At 55.0% G+C, this 25601-nt stretch carries 23 protein-coding genes and 1 tRNA gene; 12 read left to right on the top strand and 12 right to left on the bottom strand.

The window, feature by feature from the left end; translation table 11 throughout:
* Positions 1–84 precede the first annotated feature (84 nt).
* Positions 85–2217: a TonB-dependent receptor domain-containing protein gene (locus tag U738_RS20785; protein WP_035584999.1), complete on the bottom strand. Its 2133-nt coding sequence runs from the start codon at positions 2215–2217 to the stop codon at positions 85–87.
* A gap of 319 nt (positions 2218–2536) precedes the next feature.
* Here U738_RS20785 and U738_RS20780 point away from each other — a divergent pair, with 319 nt between their 5' ends.
* The 5 genes from U738_RS20780 (at position 2537) to U738_RS20760 (ending at position 8359) form a co-directional block, all read left to right on the top strand.
* On the top strand, positions 2537–3472 hold the full coding sequence (locus tag U738_RS20780; RefSeq protein WP_035585718.1) for an ABC transporter substrate-binding protein: 936 nt from the start codon (positions 2537–2539) through the stop codon (positions 3470–3472).
* Positions 3473–3525: 53 nt separating this feature from the next.
* Positions 3526–4494, top strand: coding sequence for a FecCD family ABC transporter permease (locus U738_RS20775; RefSeq protein ID WP_035584997.1), 969 nt, complete (start codon positions 3526–3528; stop codon positions 4492–4494).
* Between the two features lie 38 nt (positions 4495–4532).
* Positions 4533–5630 (top strand): FecCD family ABC transporter permease, encoded by a 1098-nt coding sequence (locus tag U738_RS20770; protein WP_050714129.1) that lies wholly within the window; start codon positions 4533–4535, stop codon positions 5628–5630.
* Positions 5627–6442 (top strand): ABC transporter ATP-binding protein, encoded by an 816-nt coding sequence (locus U738_RS20765; RefSeq protein ID WP_035584993.1) that lies wholly within the window; start codon positions 5627–5629, stop codon positions 6440–6442. The genes U738_RS20770 and U738_RS20765 overlap by 4 nt, the downstream gene beginning before the upstream one ends.
* An 87-nt stretch (positions 6443–6529) precedes the next feature.
* Positions 6530–8359 (top strand): ABC transporter ATP-binding protein, encoded by a 1830-nt coding sequence (locus U738_RS20760; RefSeq protein WP_050713203.1) that lies wholly within the window; start codon positions 6530–6532, stop codon positions 8357–8359.
* 31 nt (positions 8360–8390) lie between these two features.
* Here U738_RS20760 and U738_RS20755 read toward each other — a convergent pair whose 3' ends face one another.
* Positions 8391–8981 (bottom strand): hypothetical protein, encoded by a 591-nt coding sequence (locus U738_RS20755; protein ID WP_035584989.1) that lies wholly within the window; start codon positions 8979–8981, stop codon positions 8391–8393.
* Positions 8982–9093: 112 nt separating this feature from the next.
* Between U738_RS20755 and U738_RS20750 the strand changes: the two genes are divergently transcribed.
* Positions 9094–9170: transfer RNA gene (locus U738_RS20750), tRNA-Ile, on the top strand.
* Positions 9171–9280: 110 nt separating this feature from the next.
* Here the strand turns inward: U738_RS20750 and U738_RS20745 are convergent.
* Positions 9281–9592 carry an AzlD family protein gene (locus tag U738_RS20745; RefSeq protein ID WP_035584979.1) on the bottom strand — a complete coding sequence of 104 codons (312 nt, stop codon included), beginning with the start codon at positions 9590–9592 and terminating at the stop codon, positions 9281–9283.
* Complete coding sequence (locus U738_RS20740) at positions 9589–10311, bottom strand: AzlC family ABC transporter permease (protein ID WP_035584977.1); 723 nt, start codon at positions 10309–10311, stop codon at positions 9589–9591. The genes U738_RS20745 and U738_RS20740 overlap by 4 nt, the downstream gene beginning before the upstream one ends.
* 174 nt (positions 10312–10485) lie before the next feature.
* On the opposite strand from U738_RS20740, the gene U738_RS20735 reads away from it, so the two are divergent.
* Genes U738_RS20735 through U738_RS20715 form a run of 5 tightly spaced genes read left to right on the top strand, consistent with a single transcriptional unit; the run spans position 10486 to position 15385 of the window.
* Complete coding sequence (locus U738_RS20735; RefSeq protein WP_035584972.1) at positions 10486–11622, top strand: C4-dicarboxylate TRAP transporter substrate-binding protein; 1137 nt, start codon at positions 10486–10488, stop codon at positions 11620–11622.
* A gap of 56 nt (positions 11623–11678) precedes the next feature.
* Positions 11679–12308 carry a TetR/AcrR family transcriptional regulator gene (locus U738_RS20730; RefSeq protein ID WP_022522413.1) on the top strand — a complete coding sequence of 210 codons (630 nt, stop codon included), beginning with the start codon at positions 11679–11681 and terminating at the stop codon, positions 12306–12308.
* Complete coding sequence (locus U738_RS20725; protein ID WP_035584970.1) at positions 12305–12805, top strand: TRAP transporter small permease; 501 nt, start codon at positions 12305–12307, stop codon at positions 12803–12805. Before U738_RS20730 ends, U738_RS20725 begins: the two co-directional genes overlap by 4 nt.
* 10 nt (positions 12806–12815) lie before the next feature.
* Positions 12816–14123, top strand: coding sequence for a TRAP transporter large permease (locus U738_RS20720; RefSeq protein WP_022522415.1), 1308 nt, complete (start codon positions 12816–12818; stop codon positions 14121–14123).
* Positions 14124–14158: 35 nt separating this feature from the next.
* Positions 14159–15385: a metal-dependent hydrolase family protein gene (locus tag U738_RS20715; protein ID WP_035584969.1), complete on the top strand. Its 1227-nt coding sequence runs from the start codon at positions 14159–14161 to the stop codon at positions 15383–15385.
* A 118-nt stretch (positions 15386–15503) separates the two neighbouring features.
* Here U738_RS20715 and U738_RS20710 read toward each other — a convergent pair whose 3' ends face one another.
* Both U738_RS20710 and U738_RS20705 read right to left on the bottom strand, forming a co-directional pair.
* Positions 15504–16217: a Crp/Fnr family transcriptional regulator gene (locus U738_RS20710; RefSeq protein ID WP_035584967.1), complete on the bottom strand. Its 714-nt coding sequence runs from the start codon at positions 16215–16217 to the stop codon at positions 15504–15506.
* Positions 16218–16415: 198 nt separating this feature from the next.
* Complete coding sequence (locus U738_RS20705) at positions 16416–17126, bottom strand: Crp/Fnr family transcriptional regulator (protein ID WP_035584962.1); 711 nt, start codon at positions 17124–17126, stop codon at positions 16416–16418.
* Between the two features lie 574 nt (positions 17127–17700).
* On the opposite strand from U738_RS20705, the gene U738_RS20700 reads away from it, so the two are divergent.
* The gene (locus U738_RS20700; protein ID WP_035584960.1) at positions 17701–19749 is read left to right on the top strand and encodes a TonB-dependent siderophore receptor; all 2049 of its coding nucleotides are present in this window, start codon (positions 17701–17703) and stop codon (positions 19747–19749) included.
* Positions 19750–19818: 69 nt separating this feature from the next.
* On the opposite strand, the gene U738_RS20695 is transcribed toward U738_RS20700, so the two are convergent.
* The 6 genes from U738_RS20695 to U738_RS20670 all read right to left on the bottom strand — a co-directional run bounded on the left by U738_RS20695 (position 19819) and on the right by U738_RS20670 (position 25576).
* Complete coding sequence (locus U738_RS20695) at positions 19819–20541, bottom strand: amino acid ABC transporter ATP-binding protein (RefSeq protein WP_035584957.1); 723 nt, start codon at positions 20539–20541, stop codon at positions 19819–19821.
* Positions 20534–21184 (bottom strand): amino acid ABC transporter permease, encoded by a 651-nt coding sequence (locus tag U738_RS20690; RefSeq protein ID WP_035584955.1) that lies wholly within the window; start codon positions 21182–21184, stop codon positions 20534–20536. The genes U738_RS20695 and U738_RS20690 overlap by 8 nt, the downstream gene beginning before the upstream one ends.
* A 10-nt stretch (positions 21185–21194) precedes the next feature.
* The gene (locus U738_RS20685) at positions 21195–21860 is read right to left on the bottom strand and encodes an amino acid ABC transporter permease (RefSeq protein ID WP_035584948.1); all 666 of its coding nucleotides are present in this window, start codon (positions 21858–21860) and stop codon (positions 21195–21197) included.
* 3 nt (positions 21861–21863) lie between these two features.
* Positions 21864–23657: a cis-3-hydroxy-L-proline dehydratase gene (gene lhpI / locus U738_RS20680; RefSeq protein ID WP_035584947.1), complete on the bottom strand. Its 1794-nt coding sequence runs from the start codon at positions 23655–23657 to the stop codon at positions 21864–21866.
* An 84-nt stretch (positions 23658–23741) separates the two neighbouring features.
* On the bottom strand, positions 23742–24554 hold the full coding sequence (locus tag U738_RS20675; protein ID WP_035584945.1) for an ABC transporter substrate-binding protein: 813 nt from the start codon (positions 24552–24554) through the stop codon (positions 23742–23744).
* A 356-nt stretch (positions 24555–24910) separates the two neighbouring features.
* Complete coding sequence (locus U738_RS20670; protein WP_035584943.1) at positions 24911–25576, bottom strand: GntR family transcriptional regulator; 666 nt, start codon at positions 25574–25576, stop codon at positions 24911–24913.
* Positions 25577–25601 lie beyond the last annotated feature (25 nt).

The following is a 25601-nucleotide window of genomic DNA, read 5'->3' as shown; positions in this document are numbered from 1 at the left end:
AGGAAAGGGGGCAGACACAAAAAAAGCCCCAGCGCATGGCCGGGGCAGAAGGAGAGCATCGAAACAGTAGCGAGCTGAAACCGATTAGAACTCGTAGCGGGCGGAGAGCCACAGGCGGCGACCTTCTTCGCTATTGGCGTAAACGTTGCCAAAGCTGGTGCCATCGCCGTAAGCGCGGTAGTCAACAAAATCTTTGTCAAACAGGTTATAGATCGTCGCGCTCAGATTAAGCTGATCGGTGACCGCGTAATTACCGCCCAAGTGAAACAGCGAATAGGCTTTAAAGTCGCCAAGGTCATCAAACGAGGGGGCACCGCGGACGCTTTCGCGGTTACGGTAGCGTTCGCTGCGGTATTCTGCTGAGAGCCAGGTATCCAGCTTTGCCGTTGTCTGCCAGCGCAGGGTGGCGTTAATGGCGTGTTCCGGGGTATCTGTCAGCGGCTCGCCCTTGTTATCGCCACTCTTCTGTTCGCTATCGGTGTAGGTGTAATTGGCGTTGACGCGCCAATCGGGAGCGAACTGGTAGCCAGTAGAGAGCTCAACCCCCTGGGTGATCGCCTCGTCCACATTGACCTGTTGACTGTAAGTGCCGTCAGGAATTAGCGGGTCGTTTTCCACCAGGATATCGCTGCCACTGGCAATCTTATCGTCAAACTGGTTGTGGAACAGCGTGGCGCTGGCAGTGAAACCCTGTTGGTTATCGTAATGCGCACCGATCTCGCTGCTGGTGCTGGTTTCCGGTTCAAGATCCGGGTTACCAATCGTGAGTATCGTGCCCTGGCCCGTTACACCGTTAATGCCGTCATGCAGATCATTAAGCGATGGCGTTTTGTAGCCGCGGCTCACCCCACCTTTCAATGTCCAGTTGGGCGTCGTGTTCCACACCAAGTAGCCGCGCGGGCTGAACTGGCTGCCAAAGGCGTCGTGGTGATCGTAACGGCCGCCTAGGGTCAGGGCCAAATCGTCCCGTAGTAGCCACTCATCTTCCGCAAATAGCGACCAGGTGGTCTGGGCAAAGGTTTCACCGGCCAAGCCATCGTCAAGCTCCGCATCCCACCACTGCATACCCACGGTGGCCATATGGTTGTCTAGCGGCATGATGAATTTGCTGTCGAGCACGGTATTGGTGGTTTCCAGCTCCCGTGGAGCACCACCGACAATGCCAGGAAAACCCTCATAAGCGACGCCCGTATCACCAGGAATCGTGCGTCCTTTGGTTTCGGTGGTGTTGCGCATCAGGCTGGATTCCAAGGTGCCCGAGGCAAAACGGCCGGTGTGGCCAATGGCGATTTGCTCGCGCTCAAAACGGAGTTCATCCGAATAGCCGTTGGCGCTGCCAGGGTCGGGCGCACAGCTACGGGTGCGACCATCCAGGGTGCCTAGCTGGCACTCGTCGTTGTCGTAGCGCTGGCGGCTCACTTCACCATCCAACCATAGGTCATGGCTGTCCGTGGGTGTCCAGGTTAGCTTGCCACCCAGACTGTACGTATCGCCTTCCACTGGGCTAGGGCCGCGCTGGTCGACTTCTACAGGTTCACCGTTGTTATCGGTATAGGTAAGCTCGGAAGCGTCACGCTCATAAATCCGCCCGCGCAGTTGAAGACCCAGGGTATCCTCTACCAGAGGGCCGCTGGTATAGAGATTGATCTCGCGGCGATCGCCGAAGTCGCGATCCTCGTTAAAGGTATTCTCAACCCCAATAGAGCCTGTCCACTCGCGGCCAACCCGGCGGGTAATAATATTGATGACACCGCCCATGGCGTCAGAGCCATACAGTGTCGACATCGGCCCACGAATCACTTCAATGCGCTCAATGCTGGAAACGGGGGGAAAGAAACTGGTGGAGGTTTCGCCAAAGCCATTGGGGGTCACGCTGCCCGCTGCGTTTTGGCGGCGGCCATCAATCAGGATCAGCGTATAGTCGCTGGGCATTCCACGGATACTAATGTTGCGCCCACCGGTTTTACCTACCGCTCCACCCACGTCGACCCCTTCAACGTTGCGCAGCGCATCGGCGATGCTTGTCACCCGCGTGCGTTCCAACTCTTCACGAGAGATCACCGAGATACTGGCAGGCGCGTCGACCATTGCCTGCTCAAACCCGCTGGCCGAGACAACGATGTTGTCCAATTGCTGATTTTCTTGGGCGGAGGCGTTGCCTGCAGAAATAGCGAGCGTAACGGCGCTAGCCAGAACAGAGCGGGTAAAGCGTGGCATGTTATTCCCCTTGGTGACGATAATTGTTAGCTAATGATACTAATTATCAAATAAGGGCGAGAGTCTAAAAAGAAAAGTTCCCAAACGCGAGGGTGTGATCATGGAACGTTACGTTGCGTAAACTGAAACAGAAGCGTGGCGTAAGGTGTGATGCAAGGGTTGCACAAAATGGAACACGCTATTCGCAGGAATAGTAGTGCAAGTGTTTTTGAGAATCGTTACTATTAATTCCAATATACCGTATTGAGAGAAATCCATGGTGGCTAAAACATTCGTTAAAACGGCGCGGTTTAAAACGGCGATAACTAAAACGACCTCAATGGCCGCTATCCTCACTAAAAGTGCCCGTTTAGGCATAGCAGGGGTGCTGCTAAGTGCTTTAGCGGTAGGCACCGCGCACGCTCGCACACTGGATACAGCCTTTGGTGATGTAGACGTAGAGGGAACGCCTGTACGCGTAGTAACGCTTTACGAAGGCGCGCTGGATGCGGCCCTAGCGGCCGGTATTACGCCATTAGGCGCAGTGACCACGCGCGGTGGCGATAACGTCGCCGAGTACGTGGAAGCCCATCTAGGCGATGAGCGCCCAGCCATTATGGGGGTGGTGCGTGAGATCAATATTGAAGCCGTGCTGGCGCAGCAGCCGGATCTAATTTTGGCGCCCGCCCAGCTTTCCGATCAGCAGTATCAATTGCTTTCGCAGATTGCGCCTACCGTTGTACCACACACCCAGCCGCTGGCCGCGGATAACTGGAAAGCAGAGGCGCAACTTTACGGTCAAGCGTTAAACCGTGAAGCCGCCATTGAAGAGGCCATTACCGCGGTAGATCAACGTACTGCAGAGCTGGCTGAAGCGTTAGCCGCTGCCGACGTAAGCGGCACCGCCTTTTTAGTCCGCTGGATGCCGGGTGGCCCGATGGTAATGTCGGAAAACCTGATTGCCACTGGGCTGCTGGAGCGGGTTGGCCTGGATGTACAGGGTGCGGATCTGATTGGTGGGCGCGGCGTACACAGCGATGTGCTTAGCCTGGAAAACCTTGCCGAGATAGACGGTGACTGGCTTTTCCTGGCCACGCTCAACGAAGATGGTCAAGCCGCTTTAGAAGCCGCTAAGCAAAGCGCTGCGTTTACACGTCTGGAGGTCGTTCAGCAAGAGCATGTGGTGCCTGTGAACGGCCAACTGTGGAGCAGTGCCAACGGCCCGCTGGCCGCCCAAGCGATTCTTGACGATATAGAGGCTGCGCTGTTGCCGTGACGGTTCCACGTTTTGCAACGCCTGGCATTAGGCGCGCCACTCCCCGTACGTTAATGCTGCTACTTCTCACCGCCCTTGTGGCGGTGAGTGGCGTTAGTTTATTAATCGGCGCGGGCAGCGTTGGCCCTGGCAGGGCGTTGGCGCTGCTAAGCGGCGCCCAGGACAGCGAAGCGCGCTTTATTGTTTGGGAACTGCGCGCACCGCGGACCTTAATCGGCATTGCGGTAGGCATGGCGCTCGGCGTTGCGGGGGCGCTGCTGCAAGCGGTAGCGCGCAATCCGCTGGCCGAACCAGGCCTTTTAGGGGTTAGCGCGGGGGCGGCGTTTGCCGTGGCATTGGCCTTAGTGCTGGGTGCCAGCGCTGCTACCTTGCGTATTTCAGTCGCACAGCTTGGTGCCTTAGTGGGCTGTGTCTGCGTATTAAGCGTGGCACGCTTTCGCGGTGTGGGTAATGACCCTATCCGGCTCGTGCTTGCCGGAGCGGCATTTTCGGGTCTGCTGGCGTCATTGACCTCATTGATACTGCTTTACGACCAACGTGCCGCTGATGAAATTCGTTTCTGGGTGATTGGCAGTTTGGCTGGACGCCGCTTAGACGACCTGCTGGCCGTGCTGCCCAGTCTGCTGGCGGCGTCCGTGATAGTTGCGCTGATCGCCCGGCCTTTAGCCGCGCTGGCGCTAGGCGAACGGGTTGCTTCTGGTTTAGGCCACCACCCCAACCTAATTCGTTGGTTAGTGGTCGCTTGCGTGGCGCTACTGGTTGGGGCTGCCACCGCCATCGCGGGGCCGATTGCCTTTGTGGGGTTGGTGGTGCCGTTTGTCGCCCGTTCGTTTGCCGGGCCGGATATTCGCCGTACGCTGCTGTTTTGCCTGCCCATCGGGCCGCTGATGGTACTCGCCGCCGATATCATCTCCCGCGTGGTGGTTGCGCCTTCGGAACTACCTCTGGGCGTGCTCACTGCGCTATGTGGCGCCCCCGTACTGATAGCGGTTGTACGTGCGCGCCGCCTACCAATGCTATGAATTCGCTAATGAAAACCACGCCGATAAAAAGCTCGTCTATGCCTTGCTCTTCGGAAGACCAGTTCCGCGCGGACGGCAATAACAACGTACCGCCACCGCAAGGTTATTGGCGATTCGCCTGGCGAAGCGGGAACGGTGCGAACAGCCTGTTGTTTGAGCAGCGTGTGGTAGTCGTTAACCTGGGCCTGTTCGGCGCGTTACTGCTTGCCAGCGTTATTTACCTAAGCCTGGGCAGCGTTAAGGTCGCGCCAACGGCGGTGCTGCAGGCGCTGTTTGGCAGTGCAGATATGATGGCGAGCTTTGTGGTGCAAGAGCTACGCTTGCCACGTTTGGCCGCAGCCGTAAGTACCGGGGCGGCCTTCGCATTAGCGGGTATCCTAATGCAAACCCTGGCCCGCAATCGCCTGGCGACGCCCGGGATTATCGGCATTGATAATGGCGCAACGGCGTTTGCGGTGGCCTCCATCGTGGGTATTGGCGTTTCTATCGCGCCGCCTGCCATGGCGCTAGCCGGGGCGACCACCGCCGCGGTACTCACCTTTGGCTTAGCCGCGGGCAGCGGTACCCAGGGCTATCGGTTTATCGTCGCGGGCATTGGCGTGGGCGCGGTGTTTGGCGCGATAACGCAACTGATGCTGGCGCGAGTCGCGATTGATACTGCCAATACCGCCTATCCATGGACAGTGGGGTCGCTCAATGCCCGCCCCAGCGGCGCGCTTCAATTACTCATGCTCGGGTTGGCGTTAGGGCTTGCTGCTGCCATGGCGTTAGCCCGTTCGCTAACGCTACTGCGTTTCAAGGATGCTACTGCCAGCGGGCTAGGCGTGAACGTCAAGCGGCGACGGTTGGAAGTGCTGCTGCTATCTGTCGCGTTAACTGGTTTGGCGGTAGCTGTGGCAGGCCCGGTGGGCATGGTGGGGTTGATTGGCCCGGAGATTGCCCGGTCAATGTCGAGCTCTCGTAGCGTGCCGGTTTTGGCGGCAACGCTGGCGGGGGCGCTGGTCATGGTACTCGCCGACTTGGCCGGGCGTACGCTGCTGGCGCCGATCGAGATTCCGGTGGGTATCGTTACCGCCGTAGTCGGCGGGCCCTGGTTACTTTGGATATTAATGCGTCCCCAACGGAGTTTTACATGAGCCAATTCCCAGCGTCGCCAATTCCTTCTCTGGCTACCCAGGCACTGGGCATGAGTTATGGCACCCGGCAGGTGATTGATGGCTTGGATATCAGCCTGCCCAGCGGCCAAGTTACCGCCATTGTGGGCCCTAACGGCTGCGGAAAATCAACGTTATTGGCCGGTCTTGCTCGGTTGCACAAACCCGATAGCGGTGCCGTATTGCTGGATGGCGCCGATATTCAGCGCCTGCCCACCCGCCAACTCGCTACGCAACTGGCGCTACTGCCTCAGGAGGCCGTCGCGCCGGAAGGGCTCACCGTGACCGAGCTGATTCGCTTTGGCCGCCAGCCCCACCAAGGCTGGTTGCGCCAGTGGTCAGCAGAAGACCAGCGCGTGGTGCAGCACGCGCTAGCGGCGGCAGGGCTTGAACAACTCGCTGACAGACCGATTGATGCGCTCTCCGGTGGCCAGCGGCAGCGCGCCTGGATCGCCATGACCATCGCCCAACAAACCCCGCTGTTGTTGCTGGATGAACCCACCTCTGCGCTGGACCTTGGCCACCAGATTGAAGTGTTCGAGCTGGTACGTGACCTGGCCTGCCATGGTCGCACCGTTGTGATGGTGCTCCACGATCTCGCCAGCGCCTGCCGCTATGCCGACCATCTCATCGCCATGCGCGAAGGGCAGATTGTGGCGGAAGGGCCGCCCGCTCAGGTGGTGACGCCCGATCTGGTGCGTACGCTCTATCAAGTAGAGTGCACGCTGCTGCTAGATCCCGATACCGGCAGCCCGCTGTTGGCCAATGTGCGCCGGTCCCCGGCGCCCGCTTAACTCCCCAAGCATTAACGCGTTGAGCCTGAGCATTGAATTCATTACGCTAGCGCCTACCTAATTGGCCTACAACAACCTCAGTAAGGAATGCTCGTGGCTCCTTCTCCGCCCCGTTCTAAGAATCAGAGCTTTCAAGCCCTGGTGCGACTACTCCGCTACGCCAAAGGCTATCGACGGCGCATTATTGCTGCCACTACCTGTTCAGTCATCAACAAGCTGTTTGATATTGCTCCGGAAATTCTGATTGGTGTGGCCATCGATGTAGTGGTCAACCAAGAGCAGAGCTTTGTGGCCAGCCTGGGGTTTGAAACGCCCCAACAGCAGATCACCATGCTGGCGGTGCTGACGTTTGTTATCTGGGCGGGGGAATCGCTGTTTGAGTACCTGTTCCAAATTCTTTGGCGTAACTTAGCCCAACGCTTACAAGCGGATATGCGCCAAGATACCTACGAGCACGCTCAGCGGCTGGATATGGCGTTTTTCGAGTCGAAAAGCTCTGGCCAGTTGGTGGCCACCATGAACGATGACGTCAACCAGCTTGAGCGTTTTCTGGACGGCGGGGCTAATTCGATTATTCAGGTGGTGGTCACCGTGGTAGCAGTGGGCGCAGTCTTCTTTGTGCTTTCGCCATTGATTGCGCTGCTGGCGTTTACACCTATCCCGCTGATCATTTGGGGCGCGTTCTTCTTCCAGCGTAAAGCCGGGCCGCTGTATAGCGATGTGCGTGAAAAGGTCGGGGATCTAGCCAGCCGCTTATCCAATAACCTGAGCGGCATTGCGACAATTAAAAGCTTTACCAGCGAAGACCGCGAAGCCGAGCGCCTGCGTGATGCCAGCGAAGCCTATGTAGACGCCAACAGACGGGCGATCAAGGTTAGCTCCGCGTTTATTCCGGTCATCCGCATGGCGATTTTGGCCGGTTTTCTTGCCACCTTTACCGTTGGCGGCATGATGGCACTCAACGGCTCGCTAAACGTGGGGGCATACGGCGTGCTGGTGTTTTTGACCCAGCGCCTGCTCTGGCCGCTCACCGGCCTGGCTCAAGTGATCGACCTGTTCGAACGCGCTATGGCCAGCACACGACGGATTCTCGATCTGCTCGAAGTGCCGATTACCGTTAAAGATGACAGCACCACGCCGCTCACCCAGCCGGTGCGCGGCGAGGTGACGGTAGATAATGTGAGCTTTCACTATGCCACCAGCGGCGTCGGGGTGGATGGCATTCACCTGCAGGTGCCCGCAGGTAATACCTTGGCGCTGGTGGGAGCGACTGGGTCGGGGAAATCCACCCTGATCAAACTGCTGCTGCGCTTTTACGACCCTGAAAACGGCCGCGTGCTCATTGATGGGCAGCCCATCACCGAAGTGAGTATGAACTCACTTCGCCAATCGATTGGCCTGGTCAGTCAGGATGTTTACCTGTTTGAAGGCAGCATTCGTGACAATATCGCCTACGGTAAGCCGGACGCTGACGAAGCCGCGATTACCGATGCCGCCAAAACCGCCGAAGCGTGGAGCTTTATTGAAACGCTGCCCCAAGGCTTAGACACACCGGTAGGCGAACGGGGCGTGCGGCTTTCCGGCGGCCAGCGCCAACGGCTTTCACTAGCCAGGGCGCTGCTTAAAGACCCGCCTATTCTGGTGCTGGATGAGGCCACCAGCGCAGTGGACAACGAAACCGAAGCGGCCATTCAGCGTTCGCTCAAGCGCATTGCCCATGGCCGTACGGTGATTATGATTGCCCACCGGCTCTCTACCATCGTGCATGCCGATGAGATCGTAGTGATCGAGAAAGGCCAAGTGGCCGAGCGCGGTACTCATTCAAGCCTACTGGCAGCTAACGGCCACTACGCCGCCCAGTGGCGGGTGCAAACCGGTGAGGCCCAGGTGGGGGATATGGAAGTACTCAGTCGTTAATCTTTAACAGTTAATGACTACCGATTAACTATTACCTATTAACTAGGAGCGCATTGAGGGTGACGGGCACATGCTCGTCAATCTCCTTATAGCCCAGCAACGATAGTACGGTGCGCACCGTGGTGTTGGCCATCAGCGCTCTGCCGTCCATCGCCATGGGCTCGGCGTGTGTTACACGTATCTCGTTCAAGCCTTCACGGGTGAACCGCAGCGGCACGGATTCCTGCTGGTTAACCATGTCTGATTGAACGCTAAAGGTCAGCGTCTCTACCAGTGATTCGCCAATATCCAAACCGTCCAACCGCTCTGGCGGCATTTGCGCCTCTAGCGTCACCAAGGTGGTGTTCGCCAGCAAACCTATCCACGGCGGCAGCTCGCCAAAGCGTTCCAGCACATCCGTTTGGCTGAGCTTTAACGGCAAACGCAGGGTGCCATCGCTGGAGATATCACCCTGCAGATCGCGCACCTGATGGTGATGAGTTTGCGGTGCTTCGCCGTTTAACTGCGTAATCGACGCCTGCACCCGCGACTGGCCAGGATCAAGCTGCCAGTCAGCGTGCACGGGCAGCGCCAACAATAAGGGGAATAGAGCAATCAATGCTTTCACAGCGCGTCTCCGCATAAAGAACTACTCACCAGACTGCCCAATCCCCATAAAGTGCCGTAATGACATCAAGATAGCGCAAAGGGGCTAGCCTCACTCGGCCACATTCGCTATGATATGCACGCTTTTCGGGCCTATAGCTCAGTTGGTTAGAGCAGGGGACTCATAATCCCTTGGTCGTAGGTTCAAGTCCTACTGGGCCCACCATTTCTATATTTACCTATTTCAAAAGCAGGGAGTAATTAGTCTCTGGAGCTGCGGTATATCTGATTCTAGTGACGCCCTGCGCACGTCTAAAACTTTCAAGTCCCCCAATATTACCCAACCCACCAGCGCCAACCCGCAGCGCAAAGCATACCCATGGCAATCGATACCAGCGGGCTTCTCAATACTACCGCCACCGTGCCAGCGGCAATGGCCGCGAGCCGAACGCCGCCGTCACCATGCACGATGATGGGCGTAATAACGGCAATCAGAACTGAGCTAGACATGGCATCGACGAATCGCCGAACGCGTGGGCCTAGCGGCACACGTGACATGATTAGCAGCCCCAGCACTCTGGAGCCATAAGCAATCACCACCATTAGCGTGATGGCTATCAACGACTGCCACACTGATGATGAGCTCATAAGGCGCTTTCCCTTAACCAGCGCCCGGGTAACAATACGGCCACTACGCCACCGGTAATGGCGCCCACCATCACATGTAGGTAAGGCGGCAGCCACCAGTACGCCATTAATGCACTCGCCGCTGCTGCCAGCCAGGGTAGGGCCATTGCTGCTCGTGGGTTTCCACCGACAACGATCATCAGCAGAAAGCACAGCATGATCACATCAAGGCCGAAGCGTTCAGGTTCGGTAATGCCTCCACCAAAGGCTAGCCCTATCGCAGTGCCTCCGACCCAGGCGCCCCACAGCGCGATACCGCCACCTAGAAGAATGCCCAGGTTTCGCTCGCCGCGTTGATACTCGCCCAGTGCCATTGCCCAGTTGGAGTCGGTTAGCAGAATCACCATAGCGAATTGCTGGCGTTGAGGTAATGCCTTGAGCCAGGGGTAGAGCGCCGCACTCATCAGCATGTGCCGGGTATGAATCGCGAGTGTGACCGCCGCCAGAGCAAGCAGTGGCAGAGGCGAATGCCACATCTCGAGGGCAGCAAATTGCGATGGAGCTGCGAAGACAAACAGACTCATTAACATTGCTTCCCAACCTGCCAACCCTTGGTGCACAGCGGCTACGCCAAATGCCAACCCAAAAGCGATCGTAAAAACCGCCAAAGGTAGCATCATACGAATCCCTTGCCAGGTACCCGCAATATCCAGCCGAGTAGGATTTTCTTTTATTTTCATTGCTTAACCTTTCTGCGTGAAGCTGGCCGTATTAAAAACAAACAGACCTGCTTGTTTTTTTATTATTTGAAGTCTAGATTGAATTATGTACACGCGCCACATCGGGTGACGTGTCAACAATACAAAGCGATACAACAGAAAAAAACAGCCGATTAAATCGGCCCGGGAAACTATATGAACTTCACTCGTAATACGCTGACACTCGCCGTTGGAGCGCTGGTCTTGCCTGTCGTTGCTTCTTCGGCCCATGCCGCAACTTCCTTTATTGCCAATTCGTTCTACGACCAGCAACACCCCCACTCCCGTTACGGTTACATCGAGTGGGCAGAAATGGTCAAGGAACTCTCGAACGGTGAACTGCAACCCGAGGTTTATACCGGCACCGTACTGCTGGCACCACGCGCTAACCTGCAGGGTATCCAGGATAACGTGGTTCAGGTTGCTCACCACGCGGCTATTTACACACCTTCTGAAATGCCGGTAGCGAATGCCGTGCAGGAGTTAGGGTTTAACTATGATGACCCGCTGATTGGCATACTGGCGGTGACAGACTTCAGCCTTAATAATCCCACTCAGCTAGCCGAGTGGGAGGAGCTGGATATTGTCTACCTGGGCGCCTATAACACGCCTTCTTATGTGCTGTTCTGCCGCGAACCAGTCCGCAATCTTGAAGAGCTGCGGGGTAAGCGTATTCGTACCGCAGGCTCGACTGTTTCTGCCTGGGTCGAGCAAGCTGGGGGAACACCCGTCAATGTGCCTTCCAGTGAGATGTACAGCGGCCTCGATCGTGGCTCGTTGGACTGCGCCTCAAATGCAGCTAACGACTTGATTGACCGCTCATTGTGGGAGGTTGCCGAGCACACCACACTGCTGCCGACCGGTATGTATTGGTCTGGCCCTCAGTGGGGTTTCAACTCGGGCTTTTGGGCTAGCCTCAGCGATGAGGAGCGCGATGTCTTCAAAGAAGCGACGGCCAAAGCAATGACCCGCATGATTGTCCAGTATCTGGGCGCTTCTGAAGCCGCACTGGAAGAAGCCGCCTCCCACGGCAACAACATCTACGAGCCCGAAGAGGATCTGATGGCTTCCGTGGAGGCTTTCCGCGATGAGGCCTTGGCCAATGTCTACGATAAGGCCCGCGATGAGTATGGCGTTGAAGACCCCGAGGCGCTGATTGATGATTTTATCGCGACCTACGAAAAGTGGGATGCCTTAATCAGCGAAGTTGATCGCGAAGACGAAGAGGCCCTGGCCGAACTGGCCATGGAAGAGATCTACAATAAGCTTCCTGCTGACTACGGAATCTATTAACGCTGCAACACTGAGGCCGCCGCATTGAGGCGGCCTAGGCCAAATAAGGGTTCGCTATGACGAAGCGACAGAATCAAGAAGAACGCTCACGCCAAACCCAGGCTCGGGTGACGCAAGCGACTATCGAGTGCATTCTCGAGAAGGGCATTCGTGCCACTTCAACCGTGGATGTCGCACGTCTGGCGGGCGTTTCCCGTGGCGCTTTAGTTCACCACTATCCTTCCAAGACATTATTGATGCAGGCGGCGCTTGAGGACTTGCTGAGTCGCGAAGTCGAAAGCGTAAGAGAGATGGCCGTGAAGGTTAAAGCAGGCGAGCTTAACTTTGACAACTTACTGAAAGCACTGCATGAGCACTTCAAGGGTGACCTTTATATGGTGACCCTCGAATACCTCACTAACGCGCGTACCGACCCCGACATAATGAAAGTGTTAGTGCCGCTGGCAGCCAATTTCAATGACTCTTTGGAGCAGATTTGGGAGCAGTTAGTCGCCAGCGCCAAGCACACGTCACATCAGAATCGCGTCGCCCTGAATGCCACCTTGTGCATGATGCGGGGTATGGGGGCGCAAAGCATCTGGCGAGATGACCCCGAACTCTACCGCGACATGCTGCTGTTCTGGAAAGAGACCCTGTTAGAACTGGGCTTTTCTGCCCCGGATGCGCAGAGGAGTGAGCCCGCATGATGGCCAAACACTTCGAATCACTGAGCCAGTGGGTTGCCAAAAGTGCCATGGTGCTGGCGGCCCTCTTTCTGGTGCTTATGGCACTGCATGTCTCACTCGATGTTGGGCTGCGCTACTTATTCGGAAAGTCGTTTACCGGCACCTTGGAGTTTGTGTCTTTTTACTACATGGTCGCCGTCGTCTTTCTGCCGCTCGCTTATGTCGAGCTTAAGCGGGAACACATCAGCGTGGATGTGCTGGTGGGAAGGCTTCCGCCTAGCGTCCAACTGGTGCTTTACTTGTTTGCCAGCACCCTTGGGCTCCTCTATTTCGGCATGCTCTGTTACCAGAGCTATCTAGATGCAGTGCGCGCTACGGTTCGAATGGAAACGGCCATGGCCAATTTTACCTTCTATCTATGGCCCAGTCGCTGGGCGTTACCGGTTGGCTTCGCAGCCATGTGCCTGGCCATCATCGCCAACATGATTAAGGCGCTGCAACAACGCCAAGCCCTGTAGGAGTTTCCTAATGAGTAATATCGAGATAGGCGTGGCAGGCATTGCCATCGCCTTGGCCCTGATCGCCCTGCGCGTGCCAATCGGCGTTGCACTGGGTTTGGTGTCGATCATTGGCATTGGTGAAATGACCAGCATGCGTGTGGCCTGGGGGATGATTTCTGCCACTCCTTTTGACTTTGCAGGTACCTGGGAACTGACCGCTGCACCTATGTTCCTGTTCATGGGCTATTTGTGTACCAGCACTAATATGACCCAAGGCCTGTTTCATGCCATGCGCCTTTATCTGGCGCGCTTGCCAGGCGGCCTGGCTGTTTCCAGTGTCATGGCCTCTGCCTTCTTTGCTGCAGCCTCCGGCTCTAGCGTCGCAACATCGGCGGCCATGTCGCGGATTGCCGTGCCCGAAATGCTCAAGCATAACTACGACAAGGGGCTGGCCACCGGTACCGTCGCCGCATCTGGAACACTCGGCTCGCTGATTCCCCCAAGCGTGTTGCTGGTGCTCTATGGTGTTTACGCCCAGGTGTCGGTGGGTCAGCTGTTTATGGCGGGTTTCATTCCCGGTGTGCTTTCAGCGCTGCTTTATATCGCCATGATCATGGTGCGAACCAAGCTTAACCCCAGTTTGGCGGGCAACACGGATGTACGCTCTAGCTGGGACGAGAAGTGGGATGCCTTTAAGCATATCTGGCCGTTGCCGTTGCTGATCGGCTCAGTTCTTGGCGGGATTTTTCTGGGTGTTTTCTCACCTACCGAAGCAGGGGCGGTGGGTACCTCCATTGCCGCTCTGATCGCCTTGGCACGTCGCACGCTAACCTTTTCAGCCATTCGGGAAGCGCTGATTCGCACTGCGGTGAGCACGGCAAGCATCTTTATTATTCTCATTGGGTCGCTGTTTTTCACCCGCTTTCTAGCCATGAGTGGCGTGCCTGCTGCTTTCTCCGAAATAATCCTCGGCGTCAGTACCGAGACCTGGTGGATCATTCTTGCTGTGGCAGTGATCTACCTTGTGCTGGGTATGTTCATCGACTCCATCGGCTTACTACTACTCACTCTGCCGCTAATCCTGCCCTTAGTAGAAGGTGCAGACCTTAACTTGATCTGGTTCGGCATCATCGTCGTCAAGCTGCTTGAAGTGGGTCTGGTTACCCCGCCTATCGGGCTCAATGTTTATGTCATTAAAGGTGCCCTGGGCAATAGCGTCACACTGTCTGAAGTGTTCAAGGGCGTCGCCTGGTTCATCGTCATGGATATTGTTGCCCTATTGCTAATCGTGCTGATTCCAGCGCTTTCGCTTTACCTTCCGCAAAAGATGTTTTAACGCCACTCTCACAAGAACTCTCACAAGGAACACTCATGACAACGACACGCTTTATAAATGCCAACGTTATCGACACGCGCAACGGAAAAGTACTCGCCAACCAGCAGGTACGCATTCAGGATGGCCGTATCGTCGATGTGAGCGATTCGACGCTAGAGGGCAGTGATGATCACGTCATCGATATTCAGGGCCACTTTCTGATGCCCGGTCTGGTTGATTCACATGTGCACGTCACAGCAATTACACCCAATTTTGCTCTGCTTGAGACGCTTTCTCCTTTCTATGTCGGTGCCAAATCAAGTGAACTATTGGAAGCCATGTTGATGCGCGGATTCACTACCGTGCGCGACGCTGGCGGTGCAGATTACGGTCTAGCCAAGGCTGTCGATGAAGGTGCTCTGGTCGGCCCGCGCATCATGTACGCCGGGAATGCACTCTCCCAGACCGGCGGCCACGCCGATATGCGCGGCCCAGGCCAACAAACCTTTGAAGGCTGCTTCTGCTGCGCTGGTTTAGGTCGTGTTTGCGATGGTGTAAGCGAAGTACGCCGGGCCGCACGGGACGAGATCAGAAAGGGAGCCACCCAGATCAAGATTATGGCGTCTGGAGGCGTTTCTTCACCTACCGACCGTATAGACAGCACTCAGTTTTCGCTTGAGGAAATTGATGCCATTGTGGAAGAGGCCACCGCCGCCAATATTCATACCATGGCCCATGCTTATACGGCGCGCGCTATCAACCGGCTTATCCCCAGAGGCGTCAAGACCATTGAGCACGGCAACCTCATGGACGAGGAGAGCTGCCGATTATTTCTTGAGCACAATGCCTACCTAACGCCGACTCTCTGCACTTACGATGCCTTAGCGAAGGAGGGCGTTGAAGCGGGCATGGCCGAGCACCTACAACGCAAGGTTTATGATGTGCTGGATGCTGGCGGTAAGGCACTGGAAATGGCTCAACGTCATGGGGTTAAAATGCTATACGGCTCTGACTTACTCGGTCGGATGCAGCGCCATCAGCTTAACGAGTTTAATTTACGTAAAGACGTGGTGCCCACCGACGAGCTGATTCGTGCAGCGACAAGCCACGCCGCCGACGCTTATGGCCATACCGGTGATTTTGGCGAGATTATCCCAGGCGCAAGGGGGGACGTAATCGTGCTTAAAGACAATCCTTTGGACGACATTAATGTTCTTACTCAACCGGATGAGCAGCTCATGCTGATTATGAAAGGGGGAGTGGCTTACAAAAACGTACTTTAGTCGGGCTTAATGCTGCGTAATAAAGAGGCCAGTTAATGGTCTCTTTATACATAGTCAATTGACGCTAAAGAGGGGGCTTACTTATTATACGCTTGATCGAGGATTAGGTTTTCTTTGTCTATAGCACCGGCAACATTTTGGCGTATAACGCACAATCATCGCTATAGCACTCGCAGGAGGCCTCGATTAGGCCTAGTCGATCAAGCACAGTGATGGTTCCACGCTGGTAGCGGATTAGGCCACGGGCCTGCAGGGCTATCGCCGCCAGGGTAATGCCTGCACGTCTAACCCCGAGCATCATAGCCAGAAACTCATGAGTCAGATTCAACTGATCGGTACCAGCGCGATCCTGAGTCATCAGTAGCCAGCGGGCGAGGCGCTCTTCAATTCGATGAAAATGATTACACGCCGCAGATGTCGCCAGTTGCTTCATCACGACATAGATATATCGCTTTAGTCGCTGATGTAATACCGGAGTGCTAAGGAGTAGTTGTTGAAAGGCTCCAGCGTCAATACGTAGGGCCGAACCTGCCCCTTGAACCAGCGCGAGTAGTGGCGCCTCATCAATGCCTAGCACTAAGGAGCTGCCCAGCATTCCTTCCCGACCCGCCATCGCGACTTCCAGCCGTTTGTCAGTATCGATGACGACAATCAGTGAAATGAAGCTATCGATGGGAAAATAGACGTGGGTAAATGTCTCTGTGGGCTGTAGCAGCACTTTACCAAAGCTAAGCTCCACGGTGTCGCAGGCAGCCATAAAGGCATTTCGCTCGACTTCCGGCAGCTCAACAAGCAGTTGATTGGCAGCGGGAACGTTCAAAATAGACGTCATGTGCCTCTCCGGTTATAAGAACCTGGCAAACGGCACAATGAAGGTGTAAATCATTTCGATGTCGGCTGCAGATAGGCCATCATCAGCGTTATTGACGGATTATCTGCATATTAACATTGGGTAAATCAGTCGTCGGCACGCTAGCGTACATAGCATGGAATGTTGGTTACAGGGAGGTTGATGGTGTGGGCTGAAGGATTACATTACGTTATGGTGGTTGAGTAGGCGGTCGTACTCGCGCTTAACCACCGCGTAACACTCACAGACCCGCTTCTCTAGCCCAGGCCTGTCAATGACAGTGATATGCCCGCGGTTGTAAGAGATCAATCCTGCTCGCTGGAGTTTCCCTGCGGACTCGGTCACGCCTTCACGCCGCACACCCAGCATATTGGCAATTAACTCTTGGGTCATAATCAGTTTGTCACCCGGTAGCCGGTCGAGGCTGAGCAGCAGCCAGCGACATAGCTGCTGATCGACGCTGTGATGGCGATTGCATACCGCTGTCTGTGCCATCTGCGTCAGCAAGGCCTGGGTATAGCGCAGAAGTAGTCGCTGCATGGGGCCAGCGCGATAGAATTCGTTTTTGAGTAATTGCCCCTTAAGGCGGTAAGCCGTCCCTGCACTCTGCACAATCGCTCGGCTGGGGGTGGTCTCTCCGCCCATGAACAACGAAACACCCACTACGCCTTCATAACCCACCACGGCGATTTCCGTTGAGGCGCCATTTTCCATTACGCACAGCAGCGAGACGATTGAATCTACTGGAAAATAGACATGGCTCATTTGCCGTCCGGATTCGCTGAGTGACTGACCCAAGGTCAATGTAACCTGCTCAAGATGAGGCAAGAGAAGTGCCAGGTCTTCTTCGGGTAACAAGCCAAGCAGAGCGTTCTGCTGGGGTTCTAGCATCGTGCATCTCCCCCCTGTTGCTGGCTGACGCGCAGCTATTGATCACAATTGTCTGAGTAAGATGTTCTTTTTTGGTGCTTTTTACTGTCATCCCAAATCTTTATACAGATATCGTTCAAGTATAGGCTATAGAAAGGCAAGCTCTGTACGTTAACGCACATAAGCCTCTTGGGGCAGGCGTAGAAACCGCGCCTTGTATAAGAGAGAAAAGTTAAAGAGGGGGCAAGTGCGGGAGCTGTTCACCCGTGTTCTCCAGCGCACAGCCAACTGCTAGCTGATTGTTTTAACGTAGCTATAAATGTGGCAATTGAAATGTCTCAACAAGATGTTGCGCTTTGCGCTGCAGGGAACGCAGCGCTTCTCTTCTCAAATCTCAACTGCTAAAGCATCTAAGCAGTTGAGATGCATTGGGTACAGTCTGTTGGTGTCGTGCTCAGTCAGCGTTGAAAACCCCCGTATTAGGCCATTGAAAGCATCTATTCAAAAGCGCTATCATGAATGCTAATAACAACGATTATCATGATTCTTATTTCTCTGCTTCCTCTTTGCTCCTAATTCCAACTGAGACTCTATCATGCCTCGTCTGCCGTTTGCTCGTCGTCCCTTGGCGCGCTCAATTTCCGCGTTGATTCCCGTTACCGCGGTGCTCTTTTGCGCATCCGCCTATGCGCAAGAAGAATCCGTTAACAACGACACCGTTGTCGTTACGGCCACTGCTCTTAAGGTCGATACTCCGCTGGTGGAAACGCCTCGTCCCGTTTCAAGCGTTGACCGTGAAGAGCTGGAAACCCGCAACGTTCAGCAGCTTGATGAAACCTTCCGCTACCGTGCGGGCGTGCTTTCGGGCCATTACGGCAGCGATAACAACACCGATTGGTTCAAGGTGCGCGGGTTTGATCAATCGACGTATCAAGATGGTCTACGTATCTACCGCGAAGGGTTTTATCAGTGGTTGCCCGAGCCTTATGGCTTGGAACGAGTGGATGTCTTCAAAGGGCCCTCATCGATTCTTTACGGCGAGGCGCCATCCGGTGGACTGATCAATGCTGTTAGCAAACGCCCCACTGCTGAGGAACGTGGTGAGATCGAAATTCAGGCCGGCAACCGGAATCACCGCCAGTTGGGGGTCGATACTTCGGGGCCGGTCACCGAAAGCGGCGATGTGCGCTATCGTTTTGTAGGGCTTTATAAGGAGCGTGATGGTGATCTGGATGGTACTGATAACGAGCGTTATTACTTTGCGCCGAGTCTTGAGTGGGATATTTCCGATGACACCCAGGTGACTGTGCTAGCCAGCTTTCAACGGGATGATGGCATTCCTGTTAATCCGTTCAAGCTGAGCTATGGCACGGTGCTTGATACGCCCTTTGGTAATGTGGATCCTCACACCAATTACGGTGCGCCGAACTACGACAAGGACGAGCATACCCAAGCGGCCATCGGTTATGAATTCAAGCATCAGCTTGATGATACTTGGAAATTCGAGCAGGATTTTCGCTACAGCCATCTCGACCTAGATTTACGCAGTACCTACATGATGATGGAAACTGGCGATGGTCAGACTGCTTATCGTGGACATCTACAGCGCAATGGAGATATTGATAGCTTCACTATCGACAACCGAATGGTAGGTAAGTGGTATACTGACCGCACGGAGAATACGCTACTTCTCGGGCTGGATTACCAGGATCTCAGTCTCGAGGGTAAAGAGTTCGATAACTACTTCTACGATGTCGTCGATATCTTCAATCCTCAGGGGGATATCGTCCCGGTCCCCGGCGATCAACTGACTCGGCGCCGGATCGATAAGGATCAGTTGGGTCTATACGTACAAAACCAGTTGCGTATCGACGACCGCTGGGTGCTGCTGGGTGCGGGGCGATATGACAGTGCTGATGTTAGAAACGAGTCCGAGCGTGATAACAACACCGTAGATGAAACGCAGGCCGCGACTTCCTGGTCCGGTGGCATCATGTACCTCGGCGACAACGGCCTCAACCCTTACCTCAGCTACACTGAATCCTTCCGACCAGCTGCACAAACCAATCCTGACGGTGCCATCTTCGAGGAGATAGAAGGTGAGCAATGGGAGCTGGGCGTCAAGTTCGCTCCGTTTAACTGGGATGGCTACGTCACGGCGGCAGTCTTCGATATCAACGAATCCAACTCCTATGCAACGGCGCCCGGCGGATACCAAACGCAGGAGGGTGAGACAGCCTCCAGTGGGTTTGAACTTGAAGGTGTGGGGTATGTCACGGATGCTCTCAAGTTAACAGCAGCCTATACTTACACAGATGCGCGCGATGTGTATGACAATCGTAAAGCGCTGATTCCCCGCCATATGACTTCCGCATGGGTGGACTATGACTTTGGAGGGGGGGCTCTGAATGGCCTGAAAGTTGGTGCAGGCGTTCGCCATGTAGGAGAGACGGTTGATGGGAGTATAGTCGTGCCTGACTATACCGTTGGCGATGTTATGGCTAGCTATGACATCAACAGTAGTTGGACGGCACAGCTCAATGTTAACAACGTAACTGATGAAGAGTACGTTGCGAGCTGTGATTTCTGGTGCTACTACGGCGAATCCCGCAGTGTGATTGGCAGTGTGAAATATAGCTGGTAAGACTTTCGATCTAGGTAAAACACCCACGACCTGTGGTTTGCGCAGGTCGTGGGTGGGGTTAATAGCCGACTAAACTACCGACTTTAGAAAAGCAGCGGTTTCTGGTTTCTGTGGGTTATCGATCACCTGGTCGGGAGGGCCAATCTCGTGAACTAAGCCTTCACGGAAAAAGGCCACGCGATCTGATACGTCTCGTGCGAATGGGATCTCATGGGTAACCAGAATCATCGTCATGCCGTCTTCAGCCAGTAGGCGCATGGTGTCGAGTACTTCACCTACCAGTTGTGGGTCTAGCGCAGAAGTGGCTTCGTCGAAGAGCATATAATCAGGCGTCATAGCCAGCGCCCGGGCAATCGCCATGCGCTGCTGCTGGCCACCAGAGAGCTTGCCGGGAAACACTTTGAGCTTATCAGCAAGGCCCACATGGGTGAGTTGCTTCACAGCTAACTCTTCGGCTTCAGCACGGCTTTTGCCCTGAACTTTGCGCGGCGCCAACATAACGTTCTCTAATACATTCAAGTGGGGAAAGGCGTTCCACTGCTGGAAGACAATGCCAATTTTCTGGCGTAACTGATTGATGTCAGTGCCCTTAGCATGCACCTCGGTGCCGTCGACTTTAATCGATCCACTTTGGATATTTTCCAAGCCGTTGATGCACATCAGCAAGGTTGATTTCCCCGAGCCGGAGCCTCCCACTATGGAGACCACCTCGCCTTTTTGTACCGTCAGGTCAACCCCTTTGATCACTTCTAAATCTTTAAAGGATTTATGTACTTTTTCGATCTCAATCATTCTGCTGCCACCTTTTTTCCACTTGGGCACCTAGGCGGGATACCACCAAGCTAATGAGGTAATAAATAAGCCCTGCGATGCATAGCACCAGCAGTGGCTCCTGAATGCGCGTGACGATGGCTTGGGAGGCACGTAGTAACTCAATGATGCCGATCCACATCACCAGCGCCGTATCCTTCATGGCTGAGAGGGAGAGGTTGAGCCAGCCGGGAAAGGCCACCCTGGTCGCTAGCGGCATTACCACGTAACGCAGGTCTTGCCAGTAAGTCATGCCCAGCGAACGGCTGGCTAACCGTAGGTTCTGAGGTACCGAGAGCACACCGCTGCGTACAATCTCGGTGCAGAAGGCAGCCACATAGACCCCCAGTACCACACAGCCAACTGTGAAGGCGCTCCAGTCCAGCCCCACAATGCTCTTGAGCGAGTTGAACAGTACAAACTGGATGAGCAGAGGTACGCTACGAAAAATATCCAAAAACCAACCCAGCGGGATAGAGGCTCGAGGCAGTAAGGCGCGCAGTAATCCGCAGGAGACGCCCATAAAGGTACCTAGCAGCATCGACCAGAAGGTCAGTAGCAGAGTGACCCAGGCCCCTTGAAGAAGAAATAGCAAGTCGTTCCAGGTGAAACTGGTTGAAAACATAGTCAGGCCCTCAATAGCGGAATAAGCGCCAGGCCAACAGCCGGGCTATCGCTACGATTAGTTTGGCGATCAGGTAATAGATCACCGCTGCCAGCGCAAACAGTTCAAAAGTGCGGAACGTTCTGACGTTGTAATCCTGGGTCACCCCGGTGAGGTCGTTATTTAGGCCAACGATTACCCCTAACGACGTCATTAATACCGCCCACACCATCTGGTTGGTGATGGGGTAAAACACGATCCGCAGTAGTTGCGGCACCACCACCAGGCGATACGCCTGGAAGCTGCTCATTCCCAAGGAGCGGGCCGCACGGACTTGGGTATCGGGTATTGCTTTGAGGCCGCCACGAAAATTTTCAGCCAAGTAGCCAGCGTTATTGAAGGTGATACCGGCTAACAGGGCAGCCCAGGAACTGACATGCAAACCGATAGCGCCTAGGCCGAAATAGACGATGTAGATCTGGAACAGCGCAGGGGTGTTGCGAGCGATTGACACCCAGGTACCTGCCAATGCCCGCGTAGCAAGGTTGGGGGTCTCCCGCATCGCCAGCAAGGCAAGAGCGATTAAGACACCGAAGATCATCGATAGCGCCGCGGTCTCAAAGGTGACAACAGCGCCTTCGAGCATATCCGGCAGGGCTCTTAAGGCAGTACGCCACTGGAAGGTGTAATCAAACATGGCTCAGTGTGCTCCTTGACGAGTTGCAACGCCTGTTAGCCAGGTAGGTAGCCGGCCACTGGCCTCTCCGCTGCAGGCGGTTTCGACACACTCAGCAAGGTTGCCGAAGTGCACCTGACGACCGACTAACCCGGGGGCGTAGTGGGCATATTTCCCCGAGTTAGTCATTAGGGTGCGCGCCGTTGGCGGCACCACAGGCTCACCCAGCATGCACCAGCAGGTATCGTTGATAAGCTGGGCACCGAAACGCTCCAGGGTAGTGACGTACCCCGCCGCGCTAGCGTCGGCATAAACTGCCCGCCCGAGCGTTACTGCCATGGCGACATCTGGATGTTTATGGCGTCCAGCACAGAGCTCCGCCAGCGCCGCGCATTCGCTTAGCGAAAAGTGCGGATTGCCCAAGGAGACAAGGCCGACCTGACGCGCCTCAGCGTGATCCAGTTCATACCAGCTAGTGAGTAGATCCGCGGGTTCAACAGTTAGCTGTCGTAAAGGGGGTAGTTCCCCCAGGGCCTGGGATTCACTCATCGCTTCAGGGGTAATCTTGCTGATGTGGAACATCGGTGCAGCGGAGGTAGTAGCGAAGGCCGCACCGAATGCTTTGAGATCATCGCGGCTGGGAGCTGTCTCTTCCAGTCCGCAAAGCAGGGGAATCTCACTGCCGCAGAGCAGTCCGACGTGATACCCCAACAACGGCCAGAAAGCGTCATCCAGTGTATCGAGTGGCTTAATGTCAATACGCAGCGTGGCAATACGCCCCTGGTCTCGATGAGCGCCAATATAGGGAGCCCGCCCCGTTAAGGCGATGCAAATATCCAGATAATCAGGGTATTTCAGCGTTCGTGCCGCGAGCACACTGTTGGCATAAACGACGGCGTTAGACTCGGCCCAGACGATCTGTTCGCCTGCCTTAGGGGCGCTGTCGAGTAAATAGGGTGCGCAGGTGTAACTGAGTTGCGCGCCCATGGCCATATAGGCGTTGCCTAGCGCACTGGCAGGTTCGCCGAAAGCGGGGTCGATGCCCTGGGCCCGCCAGCGGCACTGGTCAACAGAAATAGCATTGAGGGTGGTGGGAACACTCACCTGTGCCCCCCATTCAACTAGCTGCTCAGCGAAACGCAAACTGGCGGGGCCGGTGTAAATACAGCCATCTATATGCGCTTGGCTGATGTCTATCAGTTGGTCTGCGCCCTGAAGCTCAGCCATTCGTAACACTATGCGCATCGCCTCCTGAGCCGCTTTGCCATGATGACCACTAAGGAAAGCCTGGTCGCTTTCGCTGAGCGATACGCGGGAGAGGGTTGGGCTGAAGGGCGCTGGTGTAGATGTGGGAGAGTCGGTGTTGTTCACCTTTGCCGCCCAATCTCCTAAGGGAGGAGTATCGAAAAAGCTTATTGTTTCATTTTCAATACGCGCAAAGCGCCTTTGGCGCAGCGTGGTAAACAGTTCTGGGCCGACGCACACTACTGGAATCGAGGATTTAAACAGTGTTTCGGCGATGATGACCCCTAGGGTCAGGATCTCTTCTTGATCGGCGAATATTAGCGCGGCGGGGGCGTTGTCGCCGGTAAGCAGTTCAAGTAGCACGCTGCTACCGGTGCAGGAGCCGCGTCCACTAGGCAGTGCGAGTATGCGCCCGGCAATACACTGGCCTCTCAACGGGTGATGACAGTCAATAATCTCGCCACTGAACGGATCGACACCACCCCAAAAGCTCAAGCCAACGTCGGTATACAGTAGTTCGCCCTGGGCTGAACCACAAACCAAACTACGACCGGTGAGCGAAATATCAGACATAGCGTCATCTCGTTCGTTGGAAAGGGCGCGCCGCTCGGGCGGCGCGCGATACATGGTTGTGATTGGATTTGTGTTACGTGGCTATTAGTAATAAACGCCGGGTACGGTCAGGTCGACGGGTTCGCCGCCCACCCACTTGTCGTAGAGTTCCGCATAACGCCCAGTGCGTACTTGCTGGTTGACGAATAGATTTAGGTAATTCAGTAGGCCGTATTCGGTGCGATTGGCTGCCAGTGATACGTAATCAATGACATAGGGCGCTTCGCCAGCAATTTTAAGACCTTCATATTTGCCGGACTCAAGGGTCGAGGATGCCACTGTGTTGGTGACCACGGTTGCATCAATATGGCCTTGGGCGACAGCGAGAATAGTATCGTTCTGGGTTTGATAAGCACGGAAGCTGCCATCACCCCACTCATCAACATCTTTCTCCAGTGCCATGGCTTCGTAGGTACCGCTGGTATTGCCAACAGGGCGACCCTGCAAATCATCATATTGATCGATACCAGTGTCGTCACGGGTTAGGACGACCATCTGGAAAGCAAAGTAGGGAATGGACATGCCAACGGTTTTGGCGCGCCCCAAGGTGTCAGAAGTGGAGGCCACGATCACATCAGCACGCCCGGAGACCAGCGCGGGAATGCGGTCGGGGAAGGGGGTTTCAACTATTTCAGCATCGACTTCGAGGACATTGGCCAGATCGTTACAGTAGTCGACATCGAAACCGGCAGGCTGGTTGTCATCGTCTCGAAATCCCATGGGGGGAAAATCCAGGGTGACAGCACAACGTAGGGTGCCTGAGCTAATTATTTCATCGAGTTTGTCAGCCTGCGCCTGACCGATGACGGATACACTCAAGATAGCGGAAAGCGCTAATGGGGCTGTCTTGTTTATCATTCTTGACCTCCTAGGTGGGCTTTGCTTGGCTGTAAGAAACAGCAAACTTAGTATTTATTATTTCGGATACGATTTGCAAGTTTTGCAGTCATTAATTATTATTTATAACTAAAGTGTTGTTTTCTTTGTTTTAAATAGAAATTTCGAGTAACGGTGCAAGGTGGGGTGATCATGATAATGAGGTAATAGGCCGCTATATCACCGCTTTAGAGCCGCAGCGTTGAAACAGATCACGCAAGAATCAAACACAAGATACTGCCGGGTTGGGCAGCGAGAGTATCGCTGCCCTTATTAGTTGAATTCAGGGATTAAGAGGGCGGGGGTTTGTGATCCAAGCGTGGCTGAAAAGTCAGCGGCTATTCGGCAAGTCGGTTAGGCAGGTGATCGTAAAGTGTCCGACACACACCGATGATATGGCGTTCAACCAGTGCCGCTGCTTCGTCGGCGTCGCCTGTACGGCAAGCGGCAATAATCGCGCGATGCTCAGTGTCGGCACGAGCCTTTCCCTGGGATAAGCTTAGCTGTAAGCGAAGGTAGCGCTCCACCTTATCGTGGATAGATCGAATCAAACTCATCATAAAGGGGCGCTGCGCAGGCTCGTAGAGACAGGCGTGGAACTCCCAATTTAAGGCGGCCCAGCGGCCCACGTCGTCCTCACGGTTGAACTCGTCGCAGATGCGTTCGGCATTATCGAAGGTTGCCAAGCCCATGTTGGGTACCGCGAGGCGGATGGCCTCTACTTCCAGCAATACACGTACTTCGAACATCTGGGCAAGCTCGGGTTCGGAGATTTTGGTTACCACGGCGCCTTTGTTGCGCTGGAACAGTACCAAGCCCTCCGCTTCCAGGCGTTTGAGCGCCTCCCGTACCGGGATTTTGCTAACATTGAACTTGTTGGCTATGTCATCCTGGCGAATCGGCTCCCCCTCTTCGATTTGGCCAGCAATAATGGCTTCGCGCAGGTGTTTGACGATCACCTCAGAAGTTGAAGGGGTAATGCCAAGGTTAGGTGCGTTAAACATGGTAAATGACAACTATAAGAATCCG

Source organism: Halomonas sp. TG39a (assembly GCF_000744395.1).
GTDB lineage: Bacteria > Pseudomonadota > Gammaproteobacteria > Pseudomonadales > Halomonadaceae > Vreelandella > Vreelandella ventosae_B.
The sequence above is the reverse complement of the archived record's forward strand: the minus strand, read 5'-3'. Positions and strand labels throughout refer to the sequence as shown.

Bases quoted from the DNA above. Each gene is read 5' to 3' on its own strand.
- U738_RS20785 (WP_035584999.1), bottom strand. From the start codon at position 2,217: ATGCCACGCTTTACCCGCTCTGTTCTGGCTAGCGCCGTTACGCTCGCT.
- U738_RS20780 (WP_035585718.1), top strand. From the start codon at position 2,537: ATGGCCGCTATCCTCACTAAAAGTGCCCGTTTAGGCATAGCAGGGGTG.
- U738_RS20775 (WP_035584997.1), top strand. From the start codon at position 3,526: ATGCTGCTACTTCTCACCGCCCTTGTGGCGGTGAGTGGCGTTAGTTTA.
- U738_RS20770 (WP_050714129.1), top strand. From the start codon at position 4,533: ATGCCTTGCTCTTCGGAAGACCAGTTCCGCGCGGACGGCAATAACAAC.
- U738_RS20765 (WP_035584993.1), top strand. From the start codon at position 5,627: ATGAGCCAATTCCCAGCGTCGCCAATTCCTTCTCTGGCTACCCAGGCA.
- U738_RS20760 (WP_050713203.1), top strand. From the start codon at position 6,530: ATGCTCGTGGCTCCTTCTCCGCCCCGTTCTAAGAATCAGAGCTTTCAA.
- U738_RS20755 (WP_035584989.1), bottom strand. From the start codon at position 8,981: ATGCGGAGACGCGCTGTGAAAGCATTGATTGCTCTATTCCCCTTATTG.
- U738_RS20745 (WP_035584979.1), bottom strand. From the start codon at position 9,592: ATGAGCTCATCATCAGTGTGGCAGTCGTTGATAGCCATCACGCTAATG.
- U738_RS20740 (WP_035584977.1), bottom strand. From the start codon at position 10,311: ATGAAAATAAAAGAAAATCCTACTCGGCTGGATATTGCGGGTACCTGG.
- U738_RS20735 (WP_035584972.1), top strand. From the start codon at position 10,486: ATGAACTTCACTCGTAATACGCTGACACTCGCCGTTGGAGCGCTGGTC.
- U738_RS20730 (WP_022522413.1), top strand. From the start codon at position 11,679: ATGACGAAGCGACAGAATCAAGAAGAACGCTCACGCCAAACCCAGGCT.
- U738_RS20725 (WP_035584970.1), top strand. From the start codon at position 12,305: ATGATGGCCAAACACTTCGAATCACTGAGCCAGTGGGTTGCCAAAAGT.
- U738_RS20720 (WP_022522415.1), top strand. From the start codon at position 12,816: ATGAGTAATATCGAGATAGGCGTGGCAGGCATTGCCATCGCCTTGGCC.
- U738_RS20715 (WP_035584969.1), top strand. From the start codon at position 14,159: ATGACAACGACACGCTTTATAAATGCCAACGTTATCGACACGCGCAAC.
- U738_RS20710 (WP_035584967.1), bottom strand. From the start codon at position 16,217: ATGACGTCTATTTTGAACGTTCCCGCTGCCAATCAACTGCTTGTTGAG.
- U738_RS20705 (WP_035584962.1), bottom strand. From the start codon at position 17,126: ATGCTAGAACCCCAGCAGAACGCTCTGCTTGGCTTGTTACCCGAAGAA.
- U738_RS20700 (WP_035584960.1), top strand. From the start codon at position 17,701: ATGCCTCGTCTGCCGTTTGCTCGTCGTCCCTTGGCGCGCTCAATTTCC.
- U738_RS20695 (WP_035584957.1), bottom strand. From the start codon at position 20,541: ATGATTGAGATCGAAAAAGTACATAAATCCTTTAAAGATTTAGAAGTG.
- U738_RS20690 (WP_035584955.1), bottom strand. From the start codon at position 21,184: ATGTTTTCAACCAGTTTCACCTGGAACGACTTGCTATTTCTTCTTCAA.
- U738_RS20685 (WP_035584948.1), bottom strand. From the start codon at position 21,860: ATGTTTGATTACACCTTCCAGTGGCGTACTGCCTTAAGAGCCCTGCCG.
- lhpI (WP_035584947.1), bottom strand. From the start codon at position 23,657: ATGTCTGATATTTCGCTCACCGGTCGTAGTTTGGTTTGTGGTTCAGCC.
- U738_RS20675 (WP_035584945.1), bottom strand. From the start codon at position 24,554: ATGATAAACAAGACAGCCCCATTAGCGCTTTCCGCTATCTTGAGTGTA.
- U738_RS20670 (WP_035584943.1), bottom strand. From the start codon at position 25,576: ATGTTTAACGCACCTAACCTTGGCATTACCCCTTCAACTTCTGAGGTG.